20 protein-coding genes and 1 pseudogene are annotated in these 21,873 nt (G+C 67.9%); 12 read left to right on the top strand and 9 right to left on the bottom strand.

Going from position 1 to position 21,873, the window contains the following annotated elements; genetic code table 11:
- Positions 1 to 521 precede the first annotated feature (521 nt).
- The 3 genes from ACFC96_RS41340 to ACFC96_RS41330 all read left to right on the top strand — a co-directional run bounded on the left by ACFC96_RS41340 (position 522) and on the right by ACFC96_RS41330 (position 5,151).
- Positions 522 to 779 carry a hypothetical protein gene (locus ACFC96_RS41340; RefSeq protein WP_376617578.1) on the top strand — a complete coding sequence of 86 codons (258 nt, stop codon included), beginning with the start codon at positions 522 to 524 and terminating at the stop codon, positions 777 to 779.
- Positions 780 to 2,914: 2,135 nt separating this feature from the next.
- Entirely contained in the window at positions 2,915 to 3,388 is a 474-nt protein-coding gene (locus ACFC96_RS41335) for a hypothetical protein (protein ID WP_376617576.1), read from the top strand.
- Positions 3,389 to 3,858: 470 nt separating this feature from the next.
- Entirely contained in the window at positions 3,859 to 5,151 is a 1,293-nt protein-coding gene (locus ACFC96_RS41330; protein ID WP_376617574.1) for a tetratricopeptide repeat protein, read from the top strand.
- 289 nt (positions 5,152 to 5,440) lie between these two features.
- Here ACFC96_RS41330 and ACFC96_RS41325 read toward each other — a convergent pair whose 3' ends face one another.
- Complete coding sequence (locus ACFC96_RS41325) at positions 5,441 to 5,782, bottom strand: hypothetical protein (protein ID WP_376617573.1); 342 nt, start codon at positions 5,780 to 5,782, stop codon at positions 5,441 to 5,443.
- A gap of 175 nt (positions 5,783 to 5,957) precedes the next feature.
- The gene (locus ACFC96_RS41320; protein ID WP_376617572.1) at positions 5,958 to 7,619 is read right to left on the bottom strand and encodes a WD40 repeat domain-containing serine/threonine protein kinase; all 1,662 of its coding nucleotides are present in this window, start codon (positions 7,617 to 7,619) and stop codon (positions 5,958 to 5,960) included.
- 14 nt (positions 7,620 to 7,633) lie between these two features.
- On the opposite strand from ACFC96_RS41320, the pseudogene ACFC96_RS41315 reads away from it, so the two are divergent.
- Positions 7,634 to 7,750 (top strand): annotated as a pseudogene (locus ACFC96_RS41315) (RNA polymerase sigma factor SigF); the annotation flags it as partial.
- Between the two features lie 160 nt (positions 7,751 to 7,910).
- Here ACFC96_RS41315 and ACFC96_RS41310 read toward each other — a convergent pair.
- Positions 7,911 to 8,360, bottom strand: a complete 450-nt coding sequence (locus tag ACFC96_RS41310) for an SsgA family sporulation/cell division regulator (protein ID WP_376617570.1) — start codon at positions 8,358 to 8,360, stop codon at positions 7,911 to 7,913.
- Between ACFC96_RS41310 and ACFC96_RS41305 the strand changes: the two genes are divergently transcribed.
- Positions 8,321 to 9,316 (top strand): Ku protein, encoded by a 996-nt coding sequence (locus tag ACFC96_RS41305; protein ID WP_376617568.1) that lies wholly within the window; start codon positions 8,321 to 8,323, stop codon positions 9,314 to 9,316. The genes ACFC96_RS41310 and ACFC96_RS41305 overlap by 40 nt on opposite strands.
- A gap of 70 nt (positions 9,317 to 9,386) precedes the next feature.
- Here the strand turns inward: ACFC96_RS41305 and ACFC96_RS41300 are convergent, their stop codons facing one another.
- Positions 9,387 to 9,986: a TetR/AcrR family transcriptional regulator gene (locus ACFC96_RS41300; RefSeq protein ID WP_376617566.1), complete on the bottom strand. Its 600-nt coding sequence runs from the start codon at positions 9,984 to 9,986 to the stop codon at positions 9,387 to 9,389.
- 188 nt (positions 9,987 to 10,174) lie between these two features.
- Between ACFC96_RS41300 and ACFC96_RS41295 the strand changes: the two genes are divergently transcribed.
- The 7 genes from ACFC96_RS41295 to ACFC96_RS41265 all read left to right on the top strand — a co-directional run bounded on the left by ACFC96_RS41295 (position 10,175) and on the right by ACFC96_RS41265 (position 16,783).
- Positions 10,175 to 10,735, top strand: a complete 561-nt coding sequence (locus tag ACFC96_RS41295) for an ATP-binding protein (protein WP_376617564.1) — start codon at positions 10,175 to 10,177, stop codon at positions 10,733 to 10,735.
- A gap of 718 nt (positions 10,736 to 11,453) precedes the next feature.
- Positions 11,454 to 11,807 (top strand): STAS domain-containing protein, encoded by a 354-nt coding sequence (locus ACFC96_RS41290; RefSeq protein WP_376617563.1) that lies wholly within the window; start codon positions 11,454 to 11,456, stop codon positions 11,805 to 11,807.
- 1,210 nt (positions 11,808 to 13,017) lie between these two features.
- Positions 13,018 to 13,491, top strand: coding sequence for a ricin-type beta-trefoil lectin domain protein (locus tag ACFC96_RS41285; protein WP_376617561.1), 474 nt, complete (start codon positions 13,018 to 13,020; stop codon positions 13,489 to 13,491).
- Between the two features lie 556 nt (positions 13,492 to 14,047).
- Positions 14,048 to 14,185 (top strand): hypothetical protein, encoded by a 138-nt coding sequence (locus ACFC96_RS41280; protein WP_376617559.1) that lies wholly within the window; start codon positions 14,048 to 14,050, stop codon positions 14,183 to 14,185.
- Between the two features lie 264 nt (positions 14,186 to 14,449).
- A complete protein-coding gene (locus ACFC96_RS41275) occupies positions 14,450 to 14,596 on the top strand; it encodes a hypothetical protein (protein WP_376617557.1) in 147 nt (48 codons plus the stop codon).
- Between the two features lie 259 nt (positions 14,597 to 14,855).
- The gene (locus tag ACFC96_RS41270) at positions 14,856 to 15,590 is read left to right on the top strand and encodes a ParA family protein (RefSeq protein ID WP_376617556.1); all 735 of its coding nucleotides are present in this window, start codon (positions 14,856 to 14,858) and stop codon (positions 15,588 to 15,590) included.
- Positions 15,590 to 16,783, top strand: a complete 1,194-nt coding sequence (locus ACFC96_RS41265) for a ParB/RepB/Spo0J family partition protein (RefSeq protein ID WP_376617554.1) — start codon at positions 15,590 to 15,592, stop codon at positions 16,781 to 16,783. Before ACFC96_RS41270 ends, ACFC96_RS41265 begins: the two co-directional genes overlap by 1 nt.
- Positions 16,784 to 16,923: 140 nt before the next feature.
- On the opposite strand, the gene ACFC96_RS41260 is transcribed toward ACFC96_RS41265, so the two are convergent.
- The 5 genes from ACFC96_RS41260 to ACFC96_RS41240 form a co-directional block, all read right to left on the bottom strand.
- Complete coding sequence (locus ACFC96_RS41260; RefSeq protein WP_376617552.1) at positions 16,924 to 17,619, bottom strand: class I SAM-dependent methyltransferase; 696 nt, start codon at positions 17,617 to 17,619, stop codon at positions 16,924 to 16,926.
- A gap of 383 nt (positions 17,620 to 18,002) precedes the next feature.
- Complete coding sequence (locus ACFC96_RS41255; RefSeq protein WP_376617550.1) at positions 18,003 to 19,100, bottom strand: hypothetical protein; 1,098 nt, start codon at positions 19,098 to 19,100, stop codon at positions 18,003 to 18,005.
- Positions 19,015 to 19,965, bottom strand: a complete 951-nt coding sequence (locus tag ACFC96_RS41250) for a phosphotransferase (RefSeq protein WP_376617548.1) — start codon at positions 19,963 to 19,965, stop codon at positions 19,015 to 19,017. The genes ACFC96_RS41255 and ACFC96_RS41250 overlap by 86 nt, the downstream gene beginning before the upstream one ends.
- Positions 19,965 to 21,116: a hypothetical protein gene (locus ACFC96_RS41245; RefSeq protein ID WP_376617546.1), complete on the bottom strand. Its 1,152-nt coding sequence runs from the start codon at positions 21,114 to 21,116 to the stop codon at positions 19,965 to 19,967. The genes ACFC96_RS41250 and ACFC96_RS41245 overlap by 1 nt, the downstream gene beginning before the upstream one ends.
- Positions 21,117 to 21,129: 13 nt before the next feature.
- On the bottom strand, positions 21,130 to 21,795 hold the full coding sequence (locus ACFC96_RS41240; protein ID WP_376617545.1) for a histidine phosphatase family protein: 666 nt from the start codon (positions 21,793 to 21,795) through the stop codon (positions 21,130 to 21,132).
- Between the last annotated feature and the right edge of the window lie 78 nt (positions 21,796 to 21,873).

Genomic DNA, 21,873 nt, shown 5'->3' with positions numbered 1-21,873 from the left:
CCAAGGGCCTCAACGGCGCGTGCCGGGTCGACGACGCACCCGAGGATGCCCTGTGCGTCCACGGTCCACACATGGCTGCCGTCCAAGACGACGTCCTGAAGGCAATCGGCCTGCTAGACCCACAGTGAAAGCAAGGCCCGGACCCGGATATCCGGGCCTTCGTCATGCCCGAAAACTTTCCTCCCGGTCGCTGCTGTCCGTGGCCTGGCTTCCGGCCCCAGGGGGTGAAGAAGCCGAGCCCGAGGGAGGAGACGTAGTCACCTGCGTCATGGCCCTGCCGCGATCACCAAGCCGAACTCACCCCGGAGGCAGTACCGATGACCCTGCAGACACCCAGGGCAACACCCACGCCGAACGCCGCTACTCTGAACACGCCACCCTGGGCCAGGGCCGAGACCTCACAGGGACGCTCTCAGGCAGAGGGCCGCAGCAGGACCGCCGACCGCGAGGCGTACCCCACGCGGACGACACCACCTCAGGTGTCCGCCGTCTCTGCACCTCCTTCCGCAAGGAGACCCCCGATGGCCCAGGAGCCGCGCTCCCCCATCCCTGTCCAGCCCGCCCCGCCCAGCCCGCAGAACATGCCGGCACCACCTCCCCCGGAGAAGCCACCGCTCCTGTCGCTTCGCACTGCGGTGATCCTCTTCATGGCCGTCGCCACCGGAGTCGGCATAGGGGCGCTCACCTTCGTCACGACGAAGTCGTACCCCGAGGCCATTCGTAGCGGCCTAATCGCTGCCGGGGCCTGCACGGTGGGACTGCACACTCTGATCGGCTGATTTCACAGAGGCCCCGGGGACATGTCCGGGGCCTCTGTGCGTTCCACTCGGATCAGGTACTCACCTCAGCGACCGGTGCCCGCGATCAGGGCTCAGAAGGGTGGTTCGTCGCTGTACTTCTTCTGAGTGTCGCTCACATTTTGAGGTGGGCTAGTGGCCCAGGGATCGCCCAGCGACTGCGCGCGAGAACTGCCCCAACCCCCTGTTTGATCCGGAGAAGTTGCCCAAGGGGATGGGCCCTGCTGTGGGTGCGGCGAGCTGTCGTCAGGTGCCACGCGGTCTACGGCGTCGTTCCAGAGATCACGGAGGTAATCGCGAGCCGTGCGATGGTCCTCATCGTCATCGTTGTAGCCTCCGGCATCGGGGAATCTTCGCCACGTCGGATCCTGCTCGGCCATGCGGCAGAGAGCCTCGTGTACCGCTTTCACCTTGGGCCAGGTGCTTGTGGTCTCGCCTTTGAGGAGCCTGCGGACTGTCTCACGACTCACTTGAACAGGCTCGTTCAACTGCCCAGCGGCCGTCGCGACTTGAGCCGGGGTGGGCCGCCCGGAGAGTCGGAAGTAGACATGCAACTCGGTCACGAAGTCTCTGAGAGGCCCCAGCGGGAGCTCCTCCGCACTCGGGAGGCGCAGCATCTGGGGCATTTCAACTCCCGCTCGTTAGGACACAGTTGGGGTCATCAAGCCTAGCTTGTCCCCTGCATGACACCCATGGAGAACAAGGAAATGCAGGTATTTGCCAGTACGACCTGGCAAGGACTTGGGAAGACACATCATGGGCCTGAGTAGCCCCGCATAGGCCCAGAAGAACTTTCCTTAACCAACCTCTGTTTTTGCTGGTCAGAGCGTGTTTCGGGGTGCTTTCGTTGATGTCGGCCGCCCCGCCTGACACACCGGTGTCTCGGTGGGTGGACAACGGCACGGCCGCCGCCGGAAACGGCGACGGCCCCCTGGTGGGCAGGGAGCCGTCTGCAGAAGACCCGATCAACTACGAAGGAGCAGCTCGTGTCTGACCCCGAGCGTAAGGGCCAGCAGCCCTCATCGGAAGGCCGTCGTAGCCGTTGGCAGCGACGCCTTCAACGGCTACGCAACGAGACCGGCCTCTATCTCGTGCGCGGCGCCGCCACTGCAGCTGGTGGCGTAGTCGTGAGCTATGGATGGGTCTGGATTCAGAGCAAGGCCTGATCACCCAGCATCGGGGCCCGCGGTGGCTATCCGAGCCAGGTGCGCGGGGTCGCAGCGCGGCGAACAACGCCACAGGACCCGGTCGCATTGCGTACCGGGCCCTGTGGCGTTGTGGGTGGTGGGGTTCGGGGGCGGCTCAGTCCCGGCGCTTCTTGCGGCGTCGGAGCCAACCGGCGAGTCCCGCCCGCCGACGGCGCCGCGGTGGCAGCGGCGGTGAGACAAGCCGCGGCGGACGGGAAGGCTTGGGCGGGACCGGCGGCACGGCAGGCTTGACGGGCTTCTGGTCGGTGGACGGCACGGCAGGAGCGGGAGGCGGGGTCCGAGGCGGGCCCGCAGGCGGACTCTGCGGAGCTGCGGGGGCCGGGGGTTGTGGCCGCTGCTGCGTGGAGTCGGGCGCCGCAACTGCCGACCAGCGGCCTTGGTGGGGCGGTGTGCTCGCGTGGAGGGGGTGCGGGCGGCCCGTTCGGTGGCGCGTTGGTGCGGGGTCAGGGCGGGCGGGCCCGGTGGCGTCGGCAGGGAGGGCGGCGCGGTCCGGGGCGTGGCAGGGGGCGGTGTCGTCGTGCGGCGCGTGGGAACGTCGCGGCGTCTCTGCCATGCCTCGTCGGCGAACAGCACCCTGTTCCATCAACACAGTCCTCGAGAGCGGTACATCGAGGCCAACTCGGCTGTTCGCCGCCGAGTTGGCCTCGGCTTGTCGGCTGTTGGGACGGATCGAATCGCCCCAGACCCTGAACTCCGCCTCTGTGACCGTTCGGAGTCGAGCCAGATTGGAAGCGTCGTCACTGTCGTGGAGGGATGCCCCCTCACGTCAATGGCGACTTTCATGCCGTGCCACTCGGGCCTCGGAACCAGGGACAACGGCGGTACGTGTCTGATGGAGTGACCTGGGGAGGGCACCTGACACGGCGGCGTTCCCAGGCCGGATCTGACCTTTCAGAGAAGAGGGCATGGATGCTGTCAGAGGCAATGACCGCGTTGGCCGCGGTGGGAGGCACAACGGTGGTGCAGGCCGCAAGCACTGACGCATGGGCGGGGCTGCGCCAGCAGCTCGGCCGTTGGCTTGGCCGGGGAGACCCGCAGCGCGAGAACGCCGAACTGGAGCGCCTCGACGAGACCGCCGGCGAGCTGGACACGGCCGAGCCGGCCGAACTCGAGCGGGTGCGCATCCGTCAGGAGGCGGCGTGGCAGGTCCGTATCGAGACCGTGCTGGAAAGCCTCGACGATACCCGGCGAGCCCAGGCCGCTGAGCAACTGAGCGCTCTGCTTAGCCAGCGCATTCCCCCAGGCGGCGTGTCAGCCGGCCAGAGCGTGCAAGCCGTCGGCGGTAACGTAGCTATCCGTGCCGACCATGGGTCCGCATCCGCCTGGAACATGGGCGGTGTGACTTTGGGAAACCCTCCGCAGCCGGGACTGCCCCAGGGCTGAGCGGGCCCGGTACCAGCACCTCAGCCTCAAGCCCAGCTCCCCCCGCATCGGTCCAGGCAACACGTGGTGGGGTCGCCGCCTACAGCATCGGGCAGCTCCACCAGCATTTTTCCGAGAGGCACGGTGCTGGCCGAATCGATCGTCCTCGGCCTGTCGCGTCGTGGACGGCGCAGCAGCTCGGTGTCCACCCCGCCATCCATGGCACGCCTCGACCAGCTGACGACGGCACTTTCGTACTCCCGAATTACGTAGAACGGGACCACGACTGGCAGCTGCGCGCCCAGCTGTTCAAGGCAGCGTCCACCGGCCAGACGGCGCTGGTACTCGTACGTGGGGAGTCCTGTACGGGCAAGACTCGTGCCTCCTTCGAGGCTATCCGCGCCTGTCTCAAGGACTGGCAGCTGGTTTTCCCGAAGAACGCCAGGAGGCTCCTCGCTCTACTCGATGCCGACGCCCTCGCCCCGCGCACCGTGTTGTGGCTCAACGACGCCCAGAATTTCCTCATCGGGACCGACGCGGAGGAGGCCGCCGCCGCATTGCAGAGTCGCCTGGAGCGCCCTGGACCGTTAGTGATCCTGGGCACGCTGTGGCCCGAGCACTACCGCACCCTGACCGCCACCCCAGAGTCTGCCAAGGGCACGTACCCGAACGCCCGGTCCCTCCTCCACGGAGTCAATCCAGTCGACGTTCCGGTATCTTTCACTGCCACAGCCCTGCAAAGTTCGCTCGTTCACCACGACCGATCGCTGGCCACGGCCATGAGCACGTGCACCAGCGGAAGAATCGCTCAGACCCTCGCGGCAGGCCCACAATTGGTTGACCACTATCACCAGGGCACCAGCCTCAACCCCTGTGGCCACGCTGTCGTCACCGCAGCCATGGACGCCCGCCGCCTCGGCCACACCTCCCCCCTGCCGGCCGCATTCCTCACGGCCGCTGCCCCTGGCTACCTGACTGAGCAACAACGTGCCGCCGCAGACCCCGACACCTGGTTCGCCCACGCTCTCAACTATGCGCGTGAAAGGGTCATGGGCGTGGTCGCAGCACTGGAACCTGTCGCCGGCACGGATGGCATGGGCGCCCTCCCAGGTATCTACCGCCTGAGCGACTACCTCGACCACCACGCACGCACCATCCGCTCCCGTGCCTTCCCGCCGCGCTCCTTCTGGACTGCGGCAGGCGACTACGCAGCCAGCACAGCGGACTTGGAGGCCCTGGCAGCAGCAGCCGATCATCGGGGCCGATATGGCATCGCTGCAGACTTGTACCAGCGGGCCGCCGACGCCGGGGGCACGGATGCCCTGTCGGAGCTGGCTTGGCGGCGGGGGCAGGCCGGGGATCTCCGCGGTGCAGAACAGCTGCTCCAGCGGCTCATCGACGCCGGAGACCCGGGCGCCCTGTCGCAGCTGGCGCAGTTGCGCCAGCGGGCTGGAAACTTTGACGGCGCAGAAGCCCTCGCGCAGCGGGCCGCCGACACCGGAGACCCGGGCCCCCTGGTGGAGTTGGCGTGGCGGCTCGGGGAGGCTGGGGATCTGGACGGTGCGGAACGAGTCGCTCAACGGGCCGCCGATGCGGGAAACGTCAATGCCCTGGTGCGACTGGCACGGCGGCTCGGGGAGGCTGGGGATCTCGACGGCGCAGAACGGCTCGCCCAACAGGCCGCCGACATCGGAGGCAGGGACGCTCTCATACGGCTGGCGCGGGCACACGAACGGGACGGAGACCCCGAAGGCGCGAAACGATGGCGACGATTCGGGCTGTAGGCCGACGGACCGGCTCGCCTGGTGGACCGCCTGCCTCAACGGCCTGCCCCGGCTAGCCCTGACGGCCCGCCAGCACTGAACACAAGAACTTGAACAGGGAACACCACGGCATGACGGGTTGTGCCCGCGAGCACCTCAACCACCAGCCCATGCGCCTGGCTGGCCGGGTTGGTGAACACCAGACGTTGGGCTTTGAGGACGCGGTAGAGGGAGTGCGGTCCCTGGCGGCCTGGGCGGCGTCTTCTCATGTCGCGGCCGAGCAGCCCAGCCGGCACTGCTCCCGGCGTCGCTAGCCGTTCAAGAAGTGGAGGCCGAAGGCGAACTTGGCCACGAGCGCGGCGGCAACGACGGCCAGCGTGATGAGACGGCCCTGCCACGCCTGTGGGCCCCAGCCGATGCCGTGGCGCTTGGGACCGAACCAACTCTGCTCCCCCTCAGCCCGGCCACCGCTACGGGCACGGGGGCGGCCCCGGCCCACCCAGGCCCGGTACACGAGGGCGGCCGCGACCCCGAGCCCGACCACGGCCCACCGGATCACGCGCGAGGTCACCAGGGAAGCGCCAGTGGGCAGCGAGAACGCAAGCGCGACGGTGACGCCTGCCTCCGCGAGGCAGACGATCCCGACGATCAACGTCAGGCCGGTAAGCCGCCGTTGGAGTCTGCCGGCGTCGTCAATTGGCGCCAGGGCCGCGTGCACCCGTTCGTCGCGGCTGGCGAGGGCACGGACCAAGACCAGGCTTCGGCGTGCCACCCGACTCTGCGATCTGACCGCACGTCCGGAGCCGGACGACACCTCGTCTGTGAGGTCATGGGGTGGCGGTCCACAAGCAGACCTCGCCGTTCTTCTTGAAGCTGTTCCACGGGTAGCTGGCGCTGGCCAGGGTCTGCCCATCAGGGCTGAACACCACCGAGAAGACGTCATTTGTGTGTGCCTCGGCCAGGGTGGCGAGTTCCTCACCGGTGTCCGTGTCCCACAGGCGTACCGCGTTGTCGTTGCCGCCGCTGGCCAGGATGCGGCCGTCCGGGCTGAAGGCCACCGAACGCACGATCGACAACGACTTCTGGTAGCTCGCCCCCTGTGCGCCGGTGAGCCCGGCGAGAGTCTGGCGCCGTTTGCCGGTATGGACGTTGCGGAGGTGGAGTTGACCGAAGCCGCCGCTCGCCAGGGTCTGCCCATCCGGGCTGAACGCCAGCGAGAGGATGGGGTCCCTCGGGGACATCAGGGAGAAGATTCGGTCGCCGGTGCCGGTGTCCCAGGCGAAGATGTGCCCGTCCGAGACACCGGCCAGCGTCTGCCCGTCAGGGCTGAACACCAGGTCATTGACATCGTCGGGATGCGAGCCCAGGACACGGTGCAGCTCGCCACTGTGCACGTCCCACAGACGGACCTTGCCGGAGCCGCCGGCGGCAAGGAGGCGGCCGTCGGGGCTGAACGCGACCGCGTCCAGCGTGGTCAGCAACCCGGTGTGCTTCAGCTCGCGGACCGGCTCCCCGGTGTGCGGGTTCCACAGCCGAATCAGCTTGTCAGTGCGGGTTGCGGCCAGGGTGCGGCTGTCCGGGCTGAACGCAACCGACTTCATCCCTGTCAGCGGTTTGCCGTGCCAGGCAGCCAGCTCACGGCGCTGGTCGCCGGTGGCGGCGTCCCACAGGAGAATGCCCCGCCCGGCGCCAGCCAGGGTGTGGCCGTCGGGACTGAACGCCAACGCGCAGGCACCGTCGGGGACAGTCAGCGTCATGCGCAGCTCGAAGCCGGTTCGCCGCACGGCGGCCTGCCGGCTGTGGTGGCCAGAGTTGGCGTCCGTCTGTGAGGGTTCGGTCCTGTCGGCAGCCAGGCCTGTCGCTGGGTCGTTTCCGCTGGCCGAAGGGTTTTCCAGGTCCTCTCGCGTGAGCAGCCGAGTGGGTGCTGCCCGGTCGAGCTGCTGCAGGGCACGGGAGACGTCAGCGGCGGTTTCGTGCCGCTCGGCCGGGTCCTTCTTCATGAGTCTGCGTACGAGATCGTCCCACGCGCCGGGGATGTCGGGCCGCACCGAACTGGGAGCGGGTGGTTCCTGGCTGAGGTGGGCCGTCAGATAGCCGACGCCGTCGGGTGCTTGGAAGGGCAGTCGGCCGGTGATCAGCTCGAACAGCAGACACCCGAGTGCGTAGAGGTCGCTGCTGGGCTCCGGGTAGCCGCGTGCCTGCTCGGGGGCCATGTACGGCGGCGTGCCGACGATGAACCCGGTCTGGGTGAGACGGTCGGCGGTGGCATACGGGTCGGCCGTCCTCGCGACGCCGAAGTCGAGGACCTTCACCGTGCCGGTGTGCGTGATGTAGATGTTGGACGGCTTGATGTCCCGGTGCATCACGCCCGCTGCATGCGCCTCGGTGAGGGCGTCGCAGACCTGCGCGCCCCACCGGGCCGCCTCTTCCAGGCTGACGTCACCTCGGGCCAGCTTGGCGTCCAGGCCCTCGCCCCGGACCAGTTCCATCACGAGAAACGGGCGAGCACTTCGGGATCTCACAGATGCACGTCTCCCGCCTCATCCACACCAGCTGCCGGCGCGTACGCGACGAAGCCACCCGCGACCAGCAGCCGGGCCACGACGCACAGGCCGCCTGAAGCTGAGCCCCGGACCTTGCGTTGCGCCCGCGCGTTCACGTCGTCGGGCCGTTGATGTTTCCAAGGGGGCTGGTCCCGCGACGCAGGAACGGCTTCCTCCCATGGCAAACGGGCATGCAATGGCGTCGAAGCACGGCGCATCCGTGTCGTTCCCGTCCGTTTACTGCACGACGGGCGGGTCCTGACCCTCGTCGAGCAGTTGGTCGAGTTCCGCGTCGGCCTGCCTCGACTGTGCTTCTCTGCCGAACGGCATCATGGCGTGGCTGCGCTCCAGGTAGAACAGCAGCGCCTGGTGGTTGATGTGGATGCGGGCCTCGCCCCGCTCATCGCGGACGCGTAGCAGGACGCCGAGCGGCGTGCTCTGCTCGGCCACAGGTTCCACGGTGACGTCTCCGATGCCTGCTGTGCCGGTGAGGCCGGCGGACAGCAGGTCCCGCGAGATGACCCAGCTGGCGCTGCCGTGGCCGGGCCGGGACACGATCAGGCCGACGACGAGCGGGTCATCGGTGGAATACCTGAGCATGATGTCGCACCGCTCACGTTCACCGCCGGACAGGGTGACGAACCCCCGTGCGATGCCTTCGAGTTGACTGTCATAGTCAGGACTCACCCTGCCCATCCCTTCCCCCGTTGCAGCTGTACGCCGACAACTCGCGCCATCGCACGTACGTCTCAAAGATCGAACCTAGACATGCAGCCGGGCATGTCCCCGACACCTGCCGGGTTGGGCATCAACCCTTCGCAACATGTTGGGAAAAGTTCACACACCACCTCACAGCCGCATTCCCAACGACGTGCTTTGCGGGCAGGGCGGCAGGCCGCCCAGTGCTGGATACGGCGCATCGACGTCCCAGGCACGTCGTTCAGGTGCTCGGTTTCGTGCCGTGGCAGGACATCGACCCGATCTTGTACAGCAGGCCGTACGACGTCGGCCCCGACGGGCCGCCGGCCGAGCGGCCGTATGCGCTGCTCGTCGAGGCGCTCGCCCGCACCGGACAGGCCGGCGTGTGCAAGGTCGCCGTCCGCTCCCGGGAACGGATCGCACTGCTGCGGCCACGCCACGGCATCCTCATCCTCCACACGCTGCTGTGGCAGGACGAGCTGCGCGATCCCGGAGACCTCGCCCCGTCCGCACCCGTCACCGATCGGGAGCTGGAGCTCGCCGAGGTACTGATGCGCGAGCTCCAGGGCGTCGGGGTCGGCCAGCTGCGGGACGAGTACCGGCAGGCGCTTGAGGAGCTGGTCGCAGCGAAGCTGTCCGGCGACGAGCTGGCCGCGCCGCCCGAGCCGGTGCCGGCGGTGGACTCGATGGCCGCGCTTCAGGAGTCGGTGCGAGCCGCACGCGCGCACCAGGACGGCTGCGGAAGGCGGGACGGCCGGGCGGTACTGCCGGGAGTGCGGGAGCGGAGAAAAGCAGTGACCGGCCGGGGGCCTCTCGCGGGCCCGGAGAGCCACGGAGGCCGGCCCCCGACCGGTGTCTGTGCTGGGAACCGCCGGAACTATTCGGGTCGATGTTCCCCAGAGCGCGGAGCGGCCCCGTTCCGTCGAGGCAGGTACCACAGGTGATCGCGTTCATCGGGCCCCCTGGCACGCCGTGACGGTGACGGTGGCGCCTGGGGCAGCACGCCGAACAGAGTCAGGCAGTGGCTTGCCACCCGGGTTCCAGGCTGTCGAGGAGGGCACGGAAGGCGCTGTCGGCCCGACTCCAATCGCCGTCCGCCAGAGGGGCGATCACGAGACCGAAGCCGGCGTCGGTCAGGAGAGTGGCCTGCGTCCGGGCCCGGGCCCGGGTCATGCCAAGGTCCCGGAAGACGGAGGTGAGCAGGTCCGTCCATCCGGTGACAAGGTCACGCATGACGGGCCCGTAGCGGTCCGGGGGCAGCACGCTGGCACTCATGATCTCGAGATAGAGCGGGAGTGAGGCGCGTACGTCGGGGGCGCTGAACTGTCGCCACACCTCCTCGATGAAGCGGCGCAGGCCCGCCGGGTCCGTGGGCGAGCCGACGGCCTCCAGCAGGTTGCGGGTGCGCAGGAGGGGCCGGCTCTCGAAGACGGAAAGCGCTTCGGCGATCATTCGCTCCTTGGTGCCGAAGTAGTAAAGGAGCATGCGGTCGCTGGTGCCCAGGGCGCTGGCCAGCGGGCGCAGGGAGGGGTCCGTGATCCCGTTGCGCAGCACGTACTCACGGACCCGGTCGAGAAGGTCACGTCGCTTGGCCGGATCGGGCGGGCGAGGCATGCAGGCTCCCGGATGCGTGAAGGGCGGCGGCACCCAGCCGTCCGTTTCAGGTCTTTTGTATAAATCTTTACTGTAGCGGGCGTTACATGTATATTTACGTGTAGCACCTGCTACGCGAACCGGGCGCCACACCCGCCCGGCGCGCACCGGCGGACCGTCCGCCGCAGGCTCAGAAGGGACTGATCCCCATGGCCACCCAGGCCATCGGCCGCTCTGCCATCTCCCGCCGAGGAGACCGGTCCTCTCGCGCCGCCACACCCTCGTGGGCCGCCCGGCAGTGGGCCCTGTGGTCCCGCATGCTGGCACCGGTGAAACCGCTGGACGCACCCCGCGGCCGCGCCACCGCATGGGACGCCTCCTGGCCCCTGCAACAAGAACTGACCTCCGCGGGCCGAGCCCGGCATCTGGTGACCGCACAACTGCGCGACTGGGCCCAGGACGAGCCGATCGACACCGCCGAGCTCCTGGTCAGCGAACTGGTCACCAACGCCCTGCGTCACACCCAGGGCCCACTCAGGCTCAACCTGCGGCTGCGCCACTCCCGCCTGCTGTGCGAGGTCGAAGACACCGAGCCCGCCAGCCCCGTACGCAACACCGTCGACCCGGACGCGGAAGGCGGCCGCGGCACCGAACTCCTCGACCTGCTCGCGGACACCTGGGGCACCATCCGGACAGCCACCGGCAAAACCATCTGGTTCGAACTGCAAGCCAAAGACCAGAATCAGCCGCAAGCAGGGCAAGCAGCGTGACGACAGCAGCCTGAAGGGCCCTTGCGGTCGCTGTCCTGGGACGGCCGGAGGGTACGACGGACCACCCGCCCTGGGCGGCCCCGGATCACGGAGGGTGTCCAGCGTGCCCCGTTTCCGCGGATGAGCCGATCTACGCCGCGCTGGCCGCCCGGTGGAGCGCGGCAGGGCGTTGTCGTGCCCGGCCGGCCAGGCGGACCGGGAGTGGACGATGCTGGCAAGCCGCCCGCCGTGGCCCACCCGATAGAAGACCGGCGTCGGTGCAACTGCCTTTCCCCGGGCACGCACGACGCCACCCGGCCGGCAGCTCCGGAAGCCTGCCCGACCACCCGGGGCTGCCGGGACCGGCCGGTCTGGTTGGGCCCCCTTCCCGCCTGGCAGCCTCACTGCATCGAGCGAGACGCCCCCGCTGGCCGGGCGGGTATCCGAACGTGGTGAACACCTGTGACCGCAGCACTGTGCCGGCATCCGTGACCATCGGCGGCATCGTCCGGGTCGGCGACGACGCCCGCATCAAGGCCCTCGAACGCCTCGCCCAGGTCGCCGACATCGCCGCCCTCTTGCTGCTGCGCCGCCGTCTCAACGAAGATCTGCCCTCGCAGCCGGTACCTGCCTGCGGCACTGCCCCCCGCGGCCGAGCGGCCGCGTCGACGCCCCGCGCCCGCCGGGTCTGGACAGGACGTCTGGTCAGGGGTTCTCTGGATACACGGCCCACCGCCTCATGCGCGACACCGCAATTCCAGGGGGCGCCGTGTACGACACGATCCATGTGGACGTCCACGCCACCGGGCCCGGCACCTGCCGGGTGACCGTGGCGGGGGACCTCGACGTGATCAGCGCCCCCACCGTCCGCGACACCCTGCGCGAGGCGATCAGCAGGCACCCGGGCGGCGTCGAGGTTCACTGTGCGCAGATCTCCTTCTGCGACTGTTCCGGCCTGTCCGCGCTGATAGCCGCCGCCCGCGCGGCGAAGGCCGACGGCGTGGAACTGCGGCTGCACGCGGTTCCGCACGTGCTGGCCCGGCTGCTGCGGCTCACCCACGTCGGCAGCGCCTTCACCATCGAGCGACCATAGGTGGGCCGTGTCTGAACCTCTGGTTCATCAGCCCCAGGCTTCAACTGCGGTGGAGATCATCGCGTTGGCTTTATCGACGACTCACGCCGTTCTCGTGGACAAAGCCACCAGGGTGGACTGCGGAACCGGCCAGCGAGCTGACCGGAGGGTGGGGGAACGGGGCGTGACGAGCTCGAGCCGGACGAGCTGCAGTGCTTCGTACTGCGCCGGTGATCGCGCTCCGCGGCAGGGGGTTGCTGGCCTTGACGACAAGTTCCAAGAGACCAACGACGCCGCAGCGACTCCTCGTCCATCATTGCTGTCATGGACCTTGCTGGAATCGCGGCGATCCTTGCCCTCGCGGGGATACCAGTGAGTGTGCTTCTGGGGCGATGGCAGATGCGCACAGCCCTGGCTCAGGCAAGAGAGAGCCACCGCACAGCCATGGAGGTCGCAGAGGCGAACCACCGAAGCGCGTTAGAGCTAGCCCGTCATGGTGCTGAGGCTGAACGTGATCGGTGGCTGCTGGAAGCCCGACGTGCTGAGTATCGATACTTTCAGAACGCATTGGGCCAACTCCGACGAGCACTGTCCTCGCAAGCCACTACCGAAGAGGAACTGCGAGCGGCTTACGACGAGGTCCACGACAGCAGCCACCGCATCGCAGAAGTTGGCCCGGACGAGGTCCACAACGTCGTTGCCGTCATTCGCCGCCAGTGCTACACGATTCCGATCTCATGGCCAAACTCGGCAGAGCAACGGATAGATCTGTGGACAGAAACCGTCGCACCTCTCCGCGTCGAACTCGATGCGGCCATACGCGCTTCCGTGGGCAGCCCGAGGCCGCCGGTCCAGGGCGACACCTTGCGCCTACGTCGTCCTTAAAGCGGACCTCAAAATCCTCGTCTTGGTAGTTCAGAGAAGTGACAAGGCCAAAGCTGATCGCTCCGGACCAGACGGCGTGGGGCATCCGTGGACGACCTCCAGGCCCCCCTGGCGGGCAGTGTGGGATCTCGAATCCCGTGTCATTTTCTCCGGCGCAGTGTCACGCCGATGTCATGTCGCAGGTCAGCGCTCGCGTCTCACGTTTCCTGTCGCAGTGAGCCCGTCGGATTCTCACCGCTTCTCGTTCGTGCTGTCGGATTCTCACTGCATCGCGCGCCCCCGTCGTGGCGTGTAGTCCTTTCCCCTCTCCTGGGTAGGTTGCCGTGTATCGACAGGGGGAGGGCACATGCTGAAGAAGATCGCTGCCATGGGGGCGGCTGGGGTGCTGTGCTGGGGGCTGAATCCGGCTCCGGCGAGCGCGGCGACCGCGTCGATGGAGTACGTGCACATCGAGAGCGTCGCGGACGTGGGTGAGTGCCTGGACTACCGGTCCGACTGGGGGCCGTACACGACGACGTGCAACGAGGGCGCGTACCAGACGTGGCTGATGTCCCCGTCCGCGGAGACGGAGACGGAGCTGCGGCAGAATGCCGGGGCGCGGCTGTGTCTGGTGGCGCGCAACGGGGTGCCGGTGATGCGGGACTGTATCGCCGGGGACCAGGCGGCGCTGTGGACGCTGCACGATGGCGGCGGGGCAGGGTGGCAGCTGGTGAACAAGGCGACGAAGACGTGTCTGGTCGCGGGATCCGACGACCACCACCGTGTCGGCCTGAACACGTGCTCGACCGGGGGCTCGCGAAGTTGGACCCTGTACACCTGACCATCCTGGAGTCGGTCATCCCCTACGACACCACGAGTTCAACCTCGGCAGCCCGGAACCATGATCAGCCTCAGCCACCTTGCACCGTGGGCCAGCGATAGGACACCAGGCACATACCGGAGGCTCTGCCTCCATCGAGAGCGCGACTTCCGCGAAAGCCAGGTGGTCTGAGAATCCGGAGCCGCCGTGCCCGCAGTACACCGACAGAGTCCAGCCCATCGCCTACGACCCCGACCGCGGCCGCTCGACCTGCGCCCCGCCACCCAGGCCTATGCCGCGCAACTCCGGCTCCTGGGCGGCCAGCTCGCCCAGCAGATCAACGACAAAATGGACCGCGATGTCGTCCGCAGCATCCGCGTCCTGCCCGTCGGCGTCCTCACCATCAGCACGCGGCGAACGCCCTGCAGGAGACGCCTCGGCCGCAGGCGCCGGTGCGCACCAGCGAGGACGCCTCGCCGGTTTCCGCCACAACCGCGAATTGCTCCTCGCTCACCGCCCGCAGCACGATCCCACCGACCCACCGGTGCTGACAGCCCTCGAGTGTCAAAACGCCGTTTTGAAGAATCCGGCGAACCGGGAGCCCGCGGCCCAGTTCACCGACGCCGTCGCCGAACTGGGCCGCCTCACCTCCGAGTCCCCCGCCCGACGCGAAGCCATCCATCAGGCGGCCATCGCCCGCGCGCGCCGGAGGTGATGCTCCTGTCCGCCGCCCCGCCTTCGACGGCGCATGACCCGGGCCAACACTGCGGTGGATCTACGGGACCGTGTAGTCGCGCTCACCGCGCAAGCCGATCGGAGCCATCCGTGGACCAGCCGCTCGCCGACGCCCCCTGCCCCACGCCCGAACAGCGGAGGCGTGGCACCGCGAACAGGAAGACCTCGAGCGGACGTGGCTGGACGACCACATCCGCACTCTCCTCCGCCCGTACATAACCGCCTGACGAACGGATCCACCCCGATGCCTGCTCCCACGATGCCGCCTGTCCCCCGCCAGCAGCCCAGGTCGACCCCACGGCCCGTACGGGAACGGCCGCCGTACAAGGACCTGTTCCGCGATCCGGTCTACGCCGACGGACCGTACCGCGAGGTCGAGGACGACGACTGAGGATCTACGGCCAGGGCGTTTACCGCGGTATACGCCTGACGCTCCGCCTCTTCAAAACGGCGTTTTGAAGACCGTCAGCCCCACCGGTCCCCACCGATGAACCCCGCGGTTTCAAAACAGCGTTTTGAAACCCACCCGATCCGGCGACTCACCGGGCCCTCACCGGCCCGCTCCGTACCGTCCGTGCCATGCTGTCCCGGTCCGCTAGTACTGGCCCCTCAGGGGTCGGGAAGCATACGGAACTTACGGAGAACAACCCATGGCACGGATCACCGCGCTTATCAACCGCAAGGGCGGAGTCGGCAAGTCGACACTCGCCGTGAACCTTGCGGCCATCACCGCCCACGTACTCGGCCCCGCTCCCAAGGACGAACCCGACTACGTCGCCGCGGTCTCATCAGACCCCCAAGGCTCAGCCACCTGGTGGTCGGAACGAGTCGGGGACGACCTCCCCTTCTCCTTCATCCAGACCAAGACCAGGCAGGACCTGCCGTACTTCGTCGAACTGAAGAAATCACGGAAGGTCAAGCACGGCTTCTTCGACACCCCCGGCTGGATGGACCTACCCGAAGACGAACGCGAGGTCGCCGGCGACCCCTTCGGCAAGAGCGCCGCAGCCGACGCGATGCGCGCCGTCCTGGACGTCGTCGACGACATCATCATCCCCATCGAGCCCGAGCCCCTCGGCTTCATCCCCACCCAGCAGACCATCGAGGAAGTCGTGCGGCCGCTCGGCCTCAACTACCTCGTCGTCGTCAACAACTGGGACCCGCGCGACGGCGTCGCTGACCTCGAGCAAACCCAGGCCTTCGTGAAGGCGCAGGGCTGGCCCCTGGCCCGCACCGTCATCCGCCACTACAAGGTCCACACTCGGGCGGCACTCGAAGGCAAAGTTGTCACCCAGTACCAGAAGAACCGGGTCGCCATGGAGGCCCGTGAGGACTTCTACCAGCTGGCCCTGGAGATCGGCGCGGGCGGAAAGGTCCGACGCTGATGGCTGCACGACAGGACTGGAACGTGCTGCTGGGGACAAACAACCCCAAGGCGTCCAAGGGCGGGAAGAAGGGCGATCCGAAGGCGGAGGATGCGTCCGCGCTGCAGGAGCCCGCAGGGCCGCCGACGACCGTGCTGATGCACACCATCACCGGGAACCCGGAGAACCCGCGGCAGCCCGAGGACTACACCGACGATGACTCCGAGTTCGTCGAACTGAAGGACACGATGGTCGAGGTGGGCCAGCTTCAGCCTCTCGCTGTTGTCTCTCACGACCGTTACGTGCTCAGCAAGCCCGAGTTCGCCAAGGCTGTGAAGGGGCACGACTGGGTTGTCGTCACGGGCAACCGTCGTCTGGCCGCAGCGCGGCAGCTCGGCTGGACCCGCATCGACATCCGCGTCCAGGACCGTCTCGGTGACGACGACAAGATCGATGACGCCGTCATCATCGAGAACATCCACCGCAAGAACATCGACCCGGTCAGGGAAGCCGAGTTCCTCGCCCGCATGGTGGAGAAGCACGGCAGCCAGGAAGAGGTCGGCCGGCGGATCGGCAAGACGCAGATGTACGTCTCGCATCGCCTCGCCCTCCTCAAGCTGGCTCCTGAAGTCCAGGAGGAGCTCGAAGCGGGACGGTTGAAGCCGTCGCAGGTTCGCGGCCTGGCCGCCAAGCCCGTGGAAGAGCAGCTCGCCAAGGTTGATGAGATCAAGCAGGCCAAGCTGAAGCCGAAGAAGGACGTGCCGCCGGTTCAAAACGCCGTTTTGAAGCCGACGCTCGAGCCGGCAACGGAGGCGGACGCGGACCACGCAGAGGGGACTCTTCAAAACGGCGTTTTGAAGACGGCCAACCCTGAGCACACTGCGAAGCCCGACTCGGTCCCGGAACCTCGCGCGCACGATCAGCAGGTAAGCACCGCAGCCGCGGTCCACGCGGGTCAAGGCGCGGGTGAGGCGTCGCGGTCCGGCAGGCCGCTTCGGTACGACGAGCCTGGCTACATCAACGGCCTCCTCAGAACGAACATGGCCCCGTTGGACTTCGCCCTACTCAGCGGGTACATGCTCGAGGCGGTCGCTTGCGACCAGCCCCATCTACTTGGGCAGGTGCTCAAGGGTGCTTTCGCGAAGTTGGAGGGCGACTCGCTCAAGGAAGCGATGGCGGTCGTGCTCGACGCGGTGAAGGACCCCGAACGCTGAGTTCCGATCGAGGCCCCGCCCTCCCGCCGTCATAGTGGGGGAGCGGGGCCTTCTTCGTTTGCGGTCAGCTCTGGTGGAAACTGCGTGTCGGCGCCGCTGTTTACCAGCGCGACTCTGCCTGGACCGTGGCTGGTGTGGATTCAATGTGGGGTGGGCGAGTCTGGACGGCGTGCTGCAATGCCCAGAAGATCGGGAAGGGGCTGGCTGCCGTCATCTTCAGCTGTTTCCACCATCAGGAACCCCGCCGCGACGATCGTGTTGAGAAGCGCGGGAAGTGGCACGTTGACCACGCCGACCCGGCTGCGGATTCCATCGCCGAGCAGAGGATGCCGTTCCACTCGCTCATGGCGTCGATATCCCGGCTGAACGGTGCAGACGCCACCAGCATCACGTTCGACATACACACCGCCAAAGCACGGATGGGAGCCCACGACCGCCAGTCGGCCGCCGGGCCGCAGCACCCGGTAGGCCTCGCGGAACACAGCTGCCAGGTCGTCGAAGTCGGTAGTCGTCATGATCGTGGCGACAGCATCGAAGGACTGGTCCGGCAGCGGCAGGGAATCTGCGCTGGCCACCATGGCGTCGACCCCGAGGCGGCCGGCAATCTCCACCTGACGGGGGGAGACATCCACCCCGAGGACCTGCCATCCCAAGGCAGCCAGCGCAGGTGCATGGGCACCGCCGCCGCACCCCAGATCAAGGCACTTGCCATGGCCGGGACCCAGGAGCTTCTCGATCAGCCGGTCTGCGGCCTCAGCGATCGGCTGACCGATTCCGCTGGTCACAAAAGTGTCGTACCAGTCTGCGTGATCGTCGTAGCGAGGTTGAGGGGTCATGGGGGCAGCCGATCAAACAGCCGATGGCCCTGTCGAGCAATATGGGGGCCCAGCAGTTCTTGGCTGAGTACCACCAACTCAAGTCCTATACCGCTGTTCTCCGAGCGAGTCGGCGGATCATGAGGATGACTGCGCTCCAGCCAAGGTGCGCCTCGGCGTGGGCGAGGAGCCGCTCGCTCCCAAGGCAAGGTGGCCAAGCGGCTCGGCAAGACACCTCCCTGGGATCGCCTGCCCAGCGATCCGAGCGAGCTCATGTCAGCAGCGACCTCGAGCTGATCCGTCCAGACGCACAAAAGCGGCCCCCGTCGCCCGGTGGAAGTCCGGGCGACGGGGGCCACTCATGCACTCAGGTGAATGTGAGCCGTGGGCGCCGTACGTATGGCTCAGCGGGTCAGGTTGGCGAGGAAGGACTCGGTTGCCGACCACGGGGTCAGCTCGATGCCGAAGCTGCTGGGTGCGTCGGGTCCTTGTATGTGGACCAAACGACCGGACAGGTAGACGACGTCGCCGGTGCGGAATGCCCCGGTGTATGCGCCGAGGTAGCTGCGGAGGTGGGTGATGCGGCGGGCGAAGACGGACGGTTCGTCGACCGTGGACTCCGTGACCGTGTCCACTTCGATCCCGTAGAGCGCCGGCGTGACGAGGCCCTCGGAGTGATCCGTGATCCGGGCCAGGACGGAGATCGCCCCGACCTCTTTGGCGACCACCCCGGCGAACGTCTTGTCGCCGTCGGCCCTCAGCGGCTCACAGTTGATGTGCGCTCCCGCACCGGCTGTCAGGCCCTGCAGTTTGCGGGCCTCCTGGCGCATGAGCGCGTCGAAGCTTCCTCCCACCATGTACTTGGCGCGCCGTACGTACAGCCGGGTGAGGGTCTCGCCCTCATACGGGTAGATGAGGGCGCGTTCCGCGAACAGCGCTTGCGCCGCCTCGTAGCCGCGCGGCCCGTAGCAAACCAGATCGATGTCGGAGCGGGCGTTACAGGCGCCGACCAGGAAGGACCCGGTCACGCCGATGACGTCCGCAGCGTCGGCAGCGACGATCCAGTTGATGATGTCGATCAGGTCGTTGCTGACCGCTGTTTGGTCCAGGAGGCCGGGGTCCTGGTGCAGTGCGGTGAGGGTCTGGCGGCAGGAGTAGTGGGTGGCGATGTCCTCGCGGGGCACGCCGGTGATGACGCACCCCACGGCGGGGGAGTAGATGTAGCACTCGGGCCGGTCGGCGAGGATTCCGAACGCTTTGGAAACGACGCTGTTCTGCCGGTACGTCCGGCCGAACAACACCCGGTCGCCGCGGACGTCCGGGTAGTACTTGACGTACCCCAGGAAGTGCGTGCCGGGATGGACGTCGCCGATGACTTTGAAGATCACACCGGCGCGGTCCAGGAGGTAGTCGCGGTCACGGATGGTCGCCAGTGCTGTGCCCAGCGGCGAACTCGTCGAGGCCGGGGAAGAGGGCGGTATCGACCGTCCCGGTGTACTCATACTGCTCGAGTCCCTTCGTGAAGAGATGACGGCGGTACTGCCACTTCAGGTGCTTGTCCGTACGGGAGGGGTCGGTGGGCCGCATCAGGGCGAGGAAGAACAGGGCCTTGACGAGCAGGTATGCGCCCAGGTTCTGGCTGACCGGCTGTCCGATTGCGTTCAGGCTCGCGTCGTTCAGCACGGCGAGGTAGCTACGCCGCTGGCCGGGGCTGGCGGTGTAGCCCTTGTTGCCGCCCTTGAAGGCGATGATTTCCAGGGCCGGGAGGACGTCGTACCCGAGTGGGACCAGGCCGTGGTGCTGCCAGTCGATGACACCGGCCGGCAGGACGTTGGGCAGGCCGTAGTCGAGGTGGCCCGCCGTCAGCGGAACTGTGCCCAGACGGTCCAGCGCGTGCTCGAGCGCGGCGTGCGTCCGGGTGTTGTCCAGGTCCGGGTTCTCCTCGAAGACGTTCTGGGTGAACCCGGCGCTGTCCAGCCACAGCCGCAGCGCGCCGGGCGTGGGCTGCACGAGGTGGGCGGCCTGGGCGTGCAGCAGCCGGGCTGCGACCTGCGCGGCGGTGTCGGTGACGTCGTCGGCCAGGGTGCGGCCGCCGTCCAGTGAGGCAACCGCCCGGTCGTGCAGGGTCTGGTCGCCCAGCGACTCCTCCACGACGTAGTAGTGGCCGTCGTCGGTGAAGCCGTCCTCCAGAACATGCGGGACCGGGTAGCCCAGGTCCGCGATCCGGCGCTGGAATTCCGTCTCAGCCTGGAGCTCGGGCCCGCCGGTGCGCCGGTAGCGCGTTTTGTCGGCGGAGACGTACACCGCACCGTCGTCGGAGGCAGTCCGCTTCTTGACGAACCGCCAGCCGCTCTCGTTCTCGTTCATCAGCTCGCTCCTTCCGGCTCCTCTGCGAAGCCGTGGGTGACCGGGAACTCGGGGATGGCCCGGGACAGAGTCCGCACGTCCATGACCCAGCGCATATCACCGGCCGCGACGCGGCGTCGCAGTTCTGCGAGGACGTCACTCCCGGGTGTGTCCGACCGGGCCAGGTGGGCGCGGCGCCAGAATTTCAGCAGGGCTGGGAGCTGTGCCGCGGTGATGCCCGCCCGGATGTGCAGTGAGCACAGGGGCAGGAACCAGGTGAGGAACAGCTCTCGTAGCGCCGGGCTGACGCGGTGCACCTCGCACAGTCGGTGCAGCGCCGTGGTGTCGTCGTAGGGGATGCGCCCGTGCAGCGCGTACCGCAGCCGCGTTCCGTTGTGCCGCCGGAACAGGGCCCCGTAGGCAGCGACGTTCGCCGCGGCGTTCTCCGTGACCGTCATCACCGGCTGTGCGGCGTTGGACCGGGCAGCAGCGGCCAGCACGGTTATGTGCACGCCGACCCGCGGGTCCAGGACCAGGCCGTCGAGCCCGAGGGGCGCGAGGCTGATGCCGTGGTCGCGGGTGCGGGACAGGATCAGCCGATCCGGGACGTTCTGGGCAATGGTCAGCAGATGTCCCGGCGGCCTGGCCCGGTGGGCGTGGAAGTCATCACGTGCGAGCACCGGAGTGCCGGGGGACCGGTCCCAGACCAGCAACTGCCGGGTGTGAAGCCGGGAGCCCTGGTGCCCGCACATCCGGCAGTCATGGGCGACGGAGCCGGTCATGTGACCGCAGCGGGCGCAGAGATGGACCGCAGCGGGAATGACCGCCAAGGCGCCTTCCAGAAGGAGGCGTTCGGTCATCTCCAGCGCGAGGGCGGCCACGACGGGCGCGGTGTCGGTGAGGACGCCACCAGCCGGGGCCGCGCCCGGCCCGTACTTGGCGGCGATCGCGCGTTCCTCCCGTTCCTGGCGACGGACGGTGTCTCGGTCGGGGGCATCACGGTGGCGCAGGTCCCCGGTCAGAGTGACGGTGTTCCACAGATGCGGGACTGGCCCGGTGTCAAGGAGGGTGTTGAGTGCGTCCGCTGCCCGGATACCGGCCGCTTTGCCGGGCCGTTCGGCGATGGTGAAGGGGCCATTCTGCACGGGCCCGTTGAGGTACAGGACGTTCATGGCCGCGGCCTCCTCAGCAGTCAGGCTGGATGGTGCCGCGGGCGTGGAACAGGCCGTCGACCTGTTCGTAGACCAGGACGGCGGCGTTGGGTGTCTTGCGCACACGGGCCTCGTCGACCAGCTCGGTCACCGGCCGGCGCTCCAGGACGGCGCGCAGCGCGAGGATCGCGGTGTGGTGCGTGAACGCCACGACATCCGCCGCCAGCTCGGTGTGCAGGCCGTCAACGAAGGCCGTGGCCCGCCGCAGGACACCGCAGGCGAGGGACTCGCCGTCGACGCCGGGAGGCGTCCACAGGTGCTTGCGGGTCTGCCGGTCCTCCGTCCCCTCGGGATAGGTGGCGAACAGCTCGTCTTTGGTCATGTAGGTGGCTGCGCCGTAGTGCTGCTCGTTGAGGAGCTCGGTCATCTCAAAGGGCAGGCCGGGCATGGCAAGCGCGGCGGTGTCGAGGGCGCGGCGGTACTGCGAGGTGCGGATCGCCGGGTCGGGTCCGGTTCCGGTCAGGTCCCCCAGCGTCTGCCGCAGCCACAGGCACTGGAGGAAGCCACGGGGCGTCAGGCCAACCACGTCCCGGGACAGGGCATGCGCAGCTGGCCCGGTCCAAGGGCGAGGGTTGTCGTAGAAGCCGGTGTATTTGGTTGCGTTCTCGATGGATTCGGCATGGCGAACGAGGAAGAGCATCTTCATCCTTTCTGTGAAGGTGTCGTGCCAGAGCCCGCCGTGCCCACGCGGGAGGCGGGCACGGCGCTCTGTGTTCTC

Origin of the sequence: Streptomyces sp. NPDC055955 (assembly GCF_042270245.1) — a bacterium.
Taxonomy (GTDB): Bacteria; Actinomycetota; Actinomycetes; order Streptomycetales; family Streptomycetaceae; genus Streptomyces.
The sequence above is the reverse complement of the archived record's forward strand: the minus strand, read 5'-3'. Positions and strand labels throughout refer to the sequence as shown.